Origin of the sequence: Ruminococcus sp. (assembly GCF_017650195.1) — a bacterium.
Taxonomy (GTDB): domain Bacteria; phylum Bacillota; class Clostridia; order Oscillospirales; family Ruminococcaceae; genus Ruminococcus.
Genome location: NZ_JAGCFH010000169.1, coordinates 1 through 9,230 on the forward strand (window position 1 = coordinate 1; position 9,230 = coordinate 9,230).

The window sequence follows — 9,230 nt, forward strand, 5'->3', positions numbered from 1 at the left end:
ATGTTCGGATTTTGTATTCCCTGACTTCCGTCAGTCTGATATTGAGTATCTTGGAGATAGATACGTCAGATCTGACAGATATATGGCTCTAACCTCTGCGGCAAACCTCATGTATGACAAGGCTATGAATAACGGTTCAAGAATGTTCCTTGAGGTGAATGCTGCGGATTTACTAAGAGGTAAAAATGACATTGTACAGCCGATGCTGCTAAAGGTCAATACGGTAATACTAAATATAGACCTTGACGCTATCAGCTACGGCGTATATACTTCAGATACAGTATATGAGTTCAACGGAACTCCCGCTGAAAATGTAAAGAAAATGCTTGATCTTGTAGGAGAAGAACTCGACGAATTCAATGTTGTTGTACGTGTATCTGGTTCAGCGGCAGGTGTACAGGAATTGCTTGATGCAAAGGATGAGATAGTCGAATGCGGATATGATTCGTATGTAATCGGCTGAAAATAATTCCCGGTCAGTGACCGGAGAACGGAGTTTTTTATGGCAGAAAATTTTAAGGTGTCACTTCAGCGCGTCATTGATGAATTCAAGCTTGAGACTATATATATACACAAGGACGCCAGCGAGGTCATGATTGACGAGAATGATGTAAATCGTCCCGGATTACAGCTCATGGGATTTTATGAGTATTTCAATCCGGAACGCATACAGATAATCGGCAAAATGGAGTTTGCATATCTCTCGACCATTGACGAAAAAACCAGGAAGGAGCGCCTTCAACTCCTTTTCGCTCAGAGGATACCAGCTCTTATAATCACAAGAGAGCTTCCGTATTTTGCGGAAATGTTAGAACTTGCCAAAGAATACGAGGTTCCTCTACTGAGAAGCAAGGAAAGCACATCCAATTTTATGTCTGGTCTTATTGCTTATCTCAATCTCAATCTTGCACCGAGAGTGACAAGACACGGCGTACTTATTGAAATATACGGCGAAGGCGTATTTATAACCGGTGAAAGCGGTGTCGGCAAAAGTGAGACCGCTATCGAGCTCGTTAAAAGAGGTCATCGTCTTGTTGCGGACGATGCTGTAGAGATCAGAAAGGTATCGAATATAAGCCTAGTGGGAAGCTCGCCTGATAATATTCGTCATTTCCTAGAGCTCCGTGGTATCGGTATAATCAATGCACGCCGTCTTTTTGGTATTGGAGCTGTAAAGATGACTGAGAAAATAGACCTTGTTGTTGAGCTGGAGCAGTGGAATTCCGAAAAGGTGTACGACAGAATGGGTGTTGATACTGAGTTTGTCAGTCTCCTCGGTGTAAAGATACCTTCCCTTACTATACCTGTAAAGCCAGGACGTAATCTTGCGGTAATACTTGAAGTTGCTGCTATGAATAACAGACAGAAGAAAATGGGATACAATGCTGCCCGTGAGCTTCTCAACAGACTCGGTATGGAGTCTGACCCGAAAGAAGTAGTTCGTGACTATGAAGCGTTCTAACGGACTTATATATAACTGAAGGATTCAGGGGGGTACTATGATAAATACAAGTGAACTGACAGAGCTGTGCGACAGGCTAGGGTGTAGGATTACGCTCGAAACTCCGCTCAGCGATTATATAACCTTCCGCTTCGGCGGACCATGTAGGGCTCTTATAAATATCAATTCAGCCTTATCTGCTGCGGAGATAATAAGATATCTGAAGGATAAGGGAATTAAATACAGCGTTCTTGGCAGGGGGAGCAATGTGCTCGTGCCTGATGAGGGCTTTGATGGTGTTATACTTCTGTTCGGCAATGATTTTGCTAAGATAGAGGCAGATGGAAATACTATCAGATGTGACGCGGGAGCTTATCTAGCTTCAGTCTGTGTACGAGCTCAGCAGCTTGGACTGACCGGAATGGAGAATCTTTTTGGTATCCCTGGTACTGTCGGTGGAGCACTTTATATGAATGCCGGTGCTTATGGGAGCGAAATGAAAGATGTAGTTGTTTCTGCTTCGTATATAGACGAAAACTGTGAGATAAAAGAAATCGGCAGGGAGGATATGGAGCTTTCCTACCGTAGGAGCATATTTTCCGGGACAGACCTGGTGATAACCTCCGTTACTATTCAGCTTTCTTCAGGAAAGCCTGATGAGATAAAGGCTGCCATGTCTGAGTGCATGGCAAAGAGAAGCGCAAAGCAGCCTCTGGAATATCCTAGCGCAGGAAGCACATTCAAGCGCCCCGAGGGGAGCTACGCATCACTGCTCATCGACCAGTGTGGTCTTAAGGGAATGACCTGCGGCGGCGCAATGGTAAGCGAAAAGCACAGCGGCTTTATCATTAACAAAGGATATGCTACCTGTGCCGATGTGCTCGAGCTTTGCGACAGAGTTAAGAAGATAGTAAACGAAAAGACAGGTTATATACTTGAACTTGAACCTGTTATATTAAGCTGATAATAGCTTTTTGGAGAGATCTATGCAGATATTGATTGTGACCGGTATGTCTGGTTCGGGAAAATCAAGCGTCATGGACGTTATGGAGGATATCGGTTTTTACTGTATCGACAATATACCGCCAAAGCTTATAACCCAGTTCGTAGATCTGTGCAGACAGTCCGAATCTGACATTAGCAAGATCGCTGTTGCAGTAGATATACGCACAGGCGATATGTTTGCCGAAATATTCCGCTCTTGGCAGGAACTGAAGCGCCAGCCTGATGTGGATGTTAAGGTGCTTTTTATTGAAGCAGCTCATGATGTCATACTTAAGCGATATAAGGAGACGAGGCGCAAACACCCTCTGTCTGAGAAATTCAACGGTAATATACACGAGGCTATAGACTATGAGTGGTCTCAGCTTTCGCAGCTCCGTGAAATAGCTGATTATTACATCGAGACGTCAAACTTTACGTCCTCTCAGCTCAAGGAGCAGGTAAAATCCATATTCCTGGAAAAGAATTCCGATTCGCTTATAATAAAGGTTATGTCCTTCGGCTTCAAATATGGGATTGCTTCAGACGCAGATCTTATGTTTGACATAAGATGTCTGCCCAATCCATTCTATATCGAGGAGTTACGAAATCATACAGGTTGTGACAGCTGCGTCAGGGACTATGTTATGGGCTTTTCACAGTCAAAGGTCCTCTTTGACAAGCTTACTGACCTTATCGACTTCCTCATACCTCTTTATGTTCAGGAGGGAAAGAGCCAACTCGTTATAGCCTTCGGCTGTACCGGTGGAAAGCACCGTTCCATAACCTTTGCCGAGCTTATGGCAAAACACCTTTCAGATAAGGACTATAAGGTACAAAAGTACCACAGAGATATAACAAAGGACAAAAAATTCTAAGTGGGGAGTGAGTTGAAATATCCTTCTCAAATGATGTTAGAAACGAAATTAGCACCTCTGTGAATGATAAAGACAGGCGTTTTGCCTGCCTTTATGGTATGTTGCTCTTCTGCCGCATACTTTCCAGGGAGCATATATGCTTCCAGAGCGAGAGCAGGGTATCAGCAGAGCTTTTCAGCAGCCTTTTTGAAGCTGTTTTCAAGTATAGACCAGTAACTGGAGAGCACATTCGCAGGAACGGAGCCATATTATACAACTGTGAGATAAAAGGTGAAAATGCGGAAGCCGTATTTCAGAAATACAGACTTGCCGATGGAGCAAGGGTAATAGATTCCGAGATTATTGCAACAAATAGTCTCGGAGTTTTTACAGCAGGGGTATTTCTTGCCTGCGGAAGCGTGAATGATCCTGCTAAGGAGTATCACCTTGAATTTTCCTGTCCCGACGAGGGCCTTGCTTCACAGCTCGTTGTACTGCTTAATGATATCGGCGCGACTGCAAAGACCATGCTTCGCAGAGGGCAGAATATAGTATACATCAAGGGCAGCGAATCCATTGAGGATACGTTGACCTTTATCGGTGCGTCCCAGTGTACCCTTGAGCTTATGAATATGAAGATATACAAAGATATACGCAACAAGGCAAATAGAATAGCAAACTGTGACGCGGCTAATATAGACAAGGTTGTAAAGGCTGCTATGAAGCAGATAGAGGATATCAAGTTCATTGACAGAGCTGTGGGTATCGAAAGCCTTTCCGAAGAGCTTCGTGAGGTCGCACAGCTTCGCCTTGAAAATACAGATATGAGCCTTCAGGAGATAGGTGAAAACCTTAGTGAGCCCATTAGTCGTTCGGGTGTGAATCACCGCTTCCAGAAGCTTGCAAAAATGGCAGATGAATTGCGGAACGGAGGCAGTATCAAGTGAGAGCAGATGAATTTGTTAATCTTCATGTCCATACGGAATATAGTCTACTTGATGGAGCCTGTCGCATAAAGGAACTCATCTCTCATGTCAAGGAGCTCGGACAGACTGCTGTAGCCATAACCGATCACGGTAATATGTATGGTGCTGTGGAATTCTGGAGCACTGCAAACGCCGCAGGCATAAAGCCAGTCATAGGCTGCGAAGTATATGTTGCAAGACGTACTAGACATGACCGTGACTCAAAGCTTGACGTTTCTCCGTATCATCTTGTATTACTGTGTGAGAACAATGAGGGCTACCGTAACCTTGTAAAGCTAGTCTCTGCTGCGAGCCTGGAAGGATTTTACAATAGACCGAGGGTCGATATAGAGCTTCTTAAAAAGTATCACGGCGGACTGATATGTCTTTCAGCTTGTCTTGCCGGAGAGATACAGCGTCTGCTTGCAGAAGGTCACTATGATGAGGCAAGGTCTGTAGCTCTGAAATATCAGGACATATTCGGCAAGGGCAATTACTTCATAGAGGTACAAAATCACGGGATAATGCAGGAGCTGAAGAATCTTCCACTGCTTTACAGGCTTTCCTCCGAAACAGGAATACCTCTTGTGGCGACAAACGACTGTCATTATATCAGCAGGAAGGATTCGGAAATGCAGAACGTCTTGCTGTGTATACAGACAGGAAAGACGCTTGAAGAGCCTAACGGAATGAGTTTTGAGACCGATGAATTTTATGTAAAGTCCGCAGATGAAATGGCAGATCTTTTTAAAGGTCATGAGGAGGCTGTAACAAATACAAATCTTATTGCAGAACGATGCAATGTGAATTTTGAATTTGGAAATATCAAACTTCCTAAGTTCACCATGGATGGTGTAACAGATAACAAGGAGTTCTTTCGTGAGCTCTGCCGAAAGGGAATGAAAGAGAAATACGGATTGGAACCGCCTGGAAATGTTATTGATCGAATGGAATACGAGCTTGATGTCATCACAAAAATGGGATATACCGACTACTATCTCATAGTATGGGACTTTATACGCTACGCAAGAGAGAAGGGTGTGCCTGTAGGACCGGGAAGAGGTTCCGGAGCAGGCAGCCTTTGTGCTTACTGTATCGGCATAACCGGTATCGACCCTATAAAGTTCAATCTGCTTTTCGAACGTTTCCTTAATCCTGAAAGAGTTAGTATGCCGGACTTTGATATAGACTTCTGTATCGAGGGAAGACAGAGCGTTAAGGATTATGTGGTGCGTAAATACGGAGGAGACCGGGTCTCGGAAATAATCGCCTTTGATACCTTAAAGGCGCGTGCTGCGGTTCGCGATGTGGGAAGAGTGCTTGGAATATCCTATCAGATATGTGATACTGCCGCAAAGGAGATAGACCCGAAGGCAAACCTAAGTCAGGCACTTGAAGCTTCCGAGGAGCTCAGCGGAATGTATCATTCCGACAGAAATGTACGCAGAATGATAGATCTTGCTATGAAGCTTGAAGGTATGCCGCGCCATGCCTCTACTCATGCGGCCGGGGTTGTTATTTCAGCAGTGCCTCTTAGTGATCTTGTACCTCTTCAACGTAACGACGAGACTGTTGTCACGCAGTATACTATGGGAGTACTGGAGTCACTGGGACTTCTTAAAATGGATTTCCTTGGACTTCGTAACCTTACAATAATAAGAGACACGGTAAACGAGATACACAAAACAGAATCGGATTTTGATATAAATGCTATACCTGTTGATGACAGGGGAGTATATGACATGCTGTCAGACGGCGATACACAGGGAGTATTCCAGTTTGAGAGCGAGGGAATGACTGCAAGGGTTATGGAGCTTTGTCCAGAACGTCTTGAAGACCTTATAGTTATTATCTCACTGTATCGTCCCGGACCTATGAAATCTATACCAACCTATATCGAAAACAAGAAGCATCCTGAGAAAGTAACGTACAAGCATCCACTTCTCAAGGATATACTTTCGGACACTTATGGTTGTATGGTATATCAGGAGCAGGTAATGGAAATATGCCGCAAGCTTGCCGGATACTCTTACGGTCATGCGGATATAGTCCGCCGTGCCATGGCAAAGAAAAAACAGGATGTTATGCTGAAGGAACGTGAGAGCTTCGTAAACGGAGCCGCTGAAAACGGCGTTCCTGAAGATATCGCTAACTCGGTATTCGATGAAATGGTCAGCTTTGCTTCTTATGCATTCAATAAATCTCACGCGGCAGCCTACGCATATCTTGCGTATCAGACTGCATACCTTAAATATTATTACAGGGGTATATACATGGCTGCTCTTATGTCCAGTGTAATGGGAGCTAGCTCGAAGCTTGCAGAATATATTGATTCGTGCAGGGAATACGACATAGAAATAATGCGTCCGGACATCAACAAGAGCAACAAGGGCTTTACTTTTTCGGACGGTAAGATGTATTTCGGACTTCTTGCTATAAAAAATGCAGGAAGCGGCCTTGCAGAAAAGATAATTGCCGAAAGGGAAGAAAACGGAATATTCCACAGTTTACAGGAATTCTGTGAGCGTGTCGAAGGAAGGGAGCTTAATAAAAAAGCTCTCGAAAACCTTATAAAGGCAGGAGCATTTGACGGGCTAGGTCTGAACCGCAGACAGATGCTTGAGAGCTATGAGACTCTTTTTGAAATGGCAGGATCAGGTTCAAGAGGTATCATTGAAGGGCAGCTTAATTTCCTTGAAGGTACGGACACGACAGAAATGAATATTCGAATTCCATACAAGCAGGAATATGATCACAAAACAATACTTGCCCTTGAAAAGGATGCAACGGGTATGTATCTCAGCGGACACCCTCTTACTCCATACAGCTGGATAGCGGAACTGATGCATACTAGGAAGATAAAAGACCTGATAAGTGACACTTCTTTGAGTGATGGAATGTCAATAAAGCTTCTCTGCTATGTTGAGAGCATAAAGCTTCATGTTACAAAAAAAGGGGATAAGATGTGCTTTGTGAATCTTGCTGATGAAACAGGAGATACAGAAGGAGTAGTATTCCCTGATCTTTATCTGATAAGCGGCAACAAGCTTTATACTGATTCCATAGTTATCATAAACGGAAAAATATCAATAAAGGACGACCACTTAACAATAATTTGTGGTGCGATAATAGCCGAAAACGAATTCGACAGAGCCGTATCAAATATGAAGCTGTGTATCAAGACCACTTCAAAGGAAACGGTTCTCAGACCCGAGCTCGTGGCTGTATGCGAGAAATATAGCGGAGATACGAAGGTTTGCTGCTACCTTACTGATATAAAGAAAACAGTAGCTCCGAGAGCAAGACTGAGTCTTAAGCTTTCAAGAGAATCCTTTGATGAGCTGAAAAAGCACTTCACTCCTTCTGAAATAGGACTTATTTAGCTTTATTATATCTTTTTAAGACTTTTAAGCGAAAAAATCCTTAATACTCTTGACATTTTTTACACAAAGTAGTAAAATATAAGAGTATGGGATTATGTCGCAGATCGTCTGCGAGTTTAATAATATTTGCCAAGTGCAGAATGGAGAATATTTATGATCAAGAAAATCGGTGTTTTAACAAGCGGCGGAGACGCTCCCGGAATGAATGCCGCTGTAAGAGCAGTTGTAAGATCGGCTCTTTCAAAGGGAATGGAAGTTTATGGTATCCGTAGAGGATATGTTGGCCTTCTTAACGGAGATATCGTCAAGATGGACGAGAGAAGTGTTTCCGATATTATACACAGAGGCGGTACAGTTCTTTATACAGCAAGATGTCCTGAATTCAGAACAGCAGAGGGCGTTGCAAAGGGCAAGGCCAAGCTTGACGAGTTGGGTATAGAAGGCCTGGTTGTTATCGGCGGAGACGGTTCTTTCAGAGGCGCTGCTGATCTTTCTGCACAGGGTGTGCTTTGTATCGGTGTTCCCGGAACTATCGACAATGACATTGCCTGCACAGACTACACTATAGGCTTTGATACAGCTATGAACACAGCAATGGAGCTTGTTGACAAGCTTCGTGATACAGCTCAATCTCACGACAGGATCTCTGTTGTTGAGGTAATGGGTAGAGGAGCAGGCCATATCGCTGTTAATACAGGCGTTGCCTGTGGTGCTACCGATATTATCACAAAGGAAGTTCCTTACGATATAAATGCGATTGCAAACACAATGCTGGCTAAGAAGGCAAAGGGAAAGCAGAATTTTGTGGTTATCGTTGCTGAAAGTGTTGGCCATTGTGAAGAGATTGCAAAAATGCTTCAGGAAAAGACAGGCATTGACGCAAGATTCACTATCCTCGGTCACGTACAGAGAGGTGGTTCTCCTACTGTAAGAGACAGAGTTGAAGCTACAAGACTGGGATATTATGCAGTTGAGCTCCTTGAGCAGGGTATCAGCAACCGTGTTGTGGGTATAAAGGACAGTAAGCTTGTTGATTATGATATCCAAGAAGCACTCTCCATGCATAAGGACTATGATGAAAAGCTTCATCATATCGCTGAGGAAATAGCATACTAAAATAATGATGCACTTGTTTTATACAGGTGCATTTTTTATACGAAGTCTGTTCTTATTATTTTGCCAGAGCTCTCGCATGAATATATCCAGCTATCTATATGTTCTTCATTGATAAAGTAATCATATTCTTCCGGTAATACCTCTTCACAGCAGACGTCTACGATAATAAGTTTTATTTTCATTTTTTCTGGAAGTATAGCTTTTATGTAAACGCTTACACTCTGTCCTGTCTTTATACCCTCACGAGGTTCGGTCAAACCAGCAAGATTGGGCGTAAGCTCCACGAATATCCCGTAGTCCTCTACAGAGCGGACTATCCCAGGAACTGTCTCGCCGACCCTGAATCGTGAAGCATTTTCTTTCCATGTCCCTAGAAGCTCTTTGTGCGTGAGAAATATCCTTCCATTTATATTGTCTTTTACAGCCACCTTTATTGTCTGACCGATGTAAAAGCGGTCTGAGGGGTGAGAAATACGTGATACTGACA

General features: G+C 43.5%; 6 protein-coding genes and 2 pseudogenes. 7 read left to right on the forward strand and 1 reads right to left on the reverse strand.

Annotated elements, in window-relative coordinates:
* From J6U00_RS07910 to pfkA, 7 genes and pseudogenes are all read left to right on the forward strand, one after another.
* A pseudogene (locus tag J6U00_RS07910) lies at positions 1 to 463 on the forward strand (hypothetical protein); the annotation flags it as partial.
* Between the two features lie 39 nt (positions 464 to 502).
* Positions 503 to 1,462 carry an HPr(Ser) kinase/phosphatase gene (hprK, locus tag J6U00_RS07915; protein ID WP_296580808.1) on the forward strand — a complete coding sequence of 320 codons (960 nt, stop codon included), beginning with the start codon at positions 503 to 505 and terminating at the stop codon, positions 1,460 to 1,462.
* A gap of 37 nt (positions 1,463 to 1,499) precedes the next feature.
* Positions 1,500 to 2,405, forward strand: a complete 906-nt coding sequence (murB, locus tag J6U00_RS07920; RefSeq protein ID WP_296580810.1) for a UDP-N-acetylmuramate dehydrogenase — start codon at positions 1,500 to 1,502, stop codon at positions 2,403 to 2,405.
* 22 nt (positions 2,406 to 2,427) lie between these two features.
* Positions 2,428 to 3,300 carry an RNase adapter RapZ gene (gene rapZ, locus J6U00_RS07925; protein WP_296580812.1) on the forward strand — a complete coding sequence of 291 codons (873 nt, stop codon included), beginning with the start codon at positions 2,428 to 2,430 and terminating at the stop codon, positions 3,298 to 3,300.
* Between the two features lie 17 nt (positions 3,301 to 3,317).
* Positions 3,318 to 4,226 (forward strand): DNA-binding protein WhiA, encoded by a 909-nt coding sequence (whiA, locus tag J6U00_RS07930; RefSeq protein ID WP_296580816.1) that lies wholly within the window; start codon positions 3,318 to 3,320, stop codon positions 4,224 to 4,226.
* Positions 4,223 to 7,627 (forward strand): DNA polymerase III subunit alpha, encoded by a 3,405-nt coding sequence (locus J6U00_RS07935; RefSeq protein WP_296580813.1) that lies wholly within the window; start codon positions 4,223 to 4,225, stop codon positions 7,625 to 7,627. Before whiA ends, J6U00_RS07935 begins: the two co-directional genes overlap by 4 nt.
* Before the next feature lie 153 nt (positions 7,628 to 7,780).
* Entirely contained in the window at positions 7,781 to 8,743 is a 963-nt protein-coding gene (gene pfkA, locus J6U00_RS07940; RefSeq protein WP_296580814.1) for a 6-phosphofructokinase, read from the forward strand.
* A gap of 35 nt (positions 8,744 to 8,778) precedes the next feature.
* Here pfkA and J6U00_RS07945 read toward each other — a convergent pair.
* Positions 8,779 to 9,230 (reverse strand): annotated as a pseudogene (locus J6U00_RS07945) (30S ribosomal protein S1); the annotation flags it as partial.

Coding starts and splice junctions, on each gene's coding strand:
- hprK (WP_296580808.1), top strand. CDS start 503: ATGGCAGAAAATTTTAAGGTGTCACTTCAGCGCGTCATTGATGAATTC.
- murB (WP_296580810.1), top strand. CDS start 1,500: ATGATAAATACAAGTGAACTGACAGAGCTGTGCGACAGGCTAGGGTGT.
- rapZ (WP_296580812.1), top strand. CDS start 2,428: ATGCAGATATTGATTGTGACCGGTATGTCTGGTTCGGGAAAATCAAGC.
- pfkA (WP_296580814.1), top strand. CDS start 7,781: ATGATCAAGAAAATCGGTGTTTTAACAAGCGGCGGAGACGCTCCCGGA.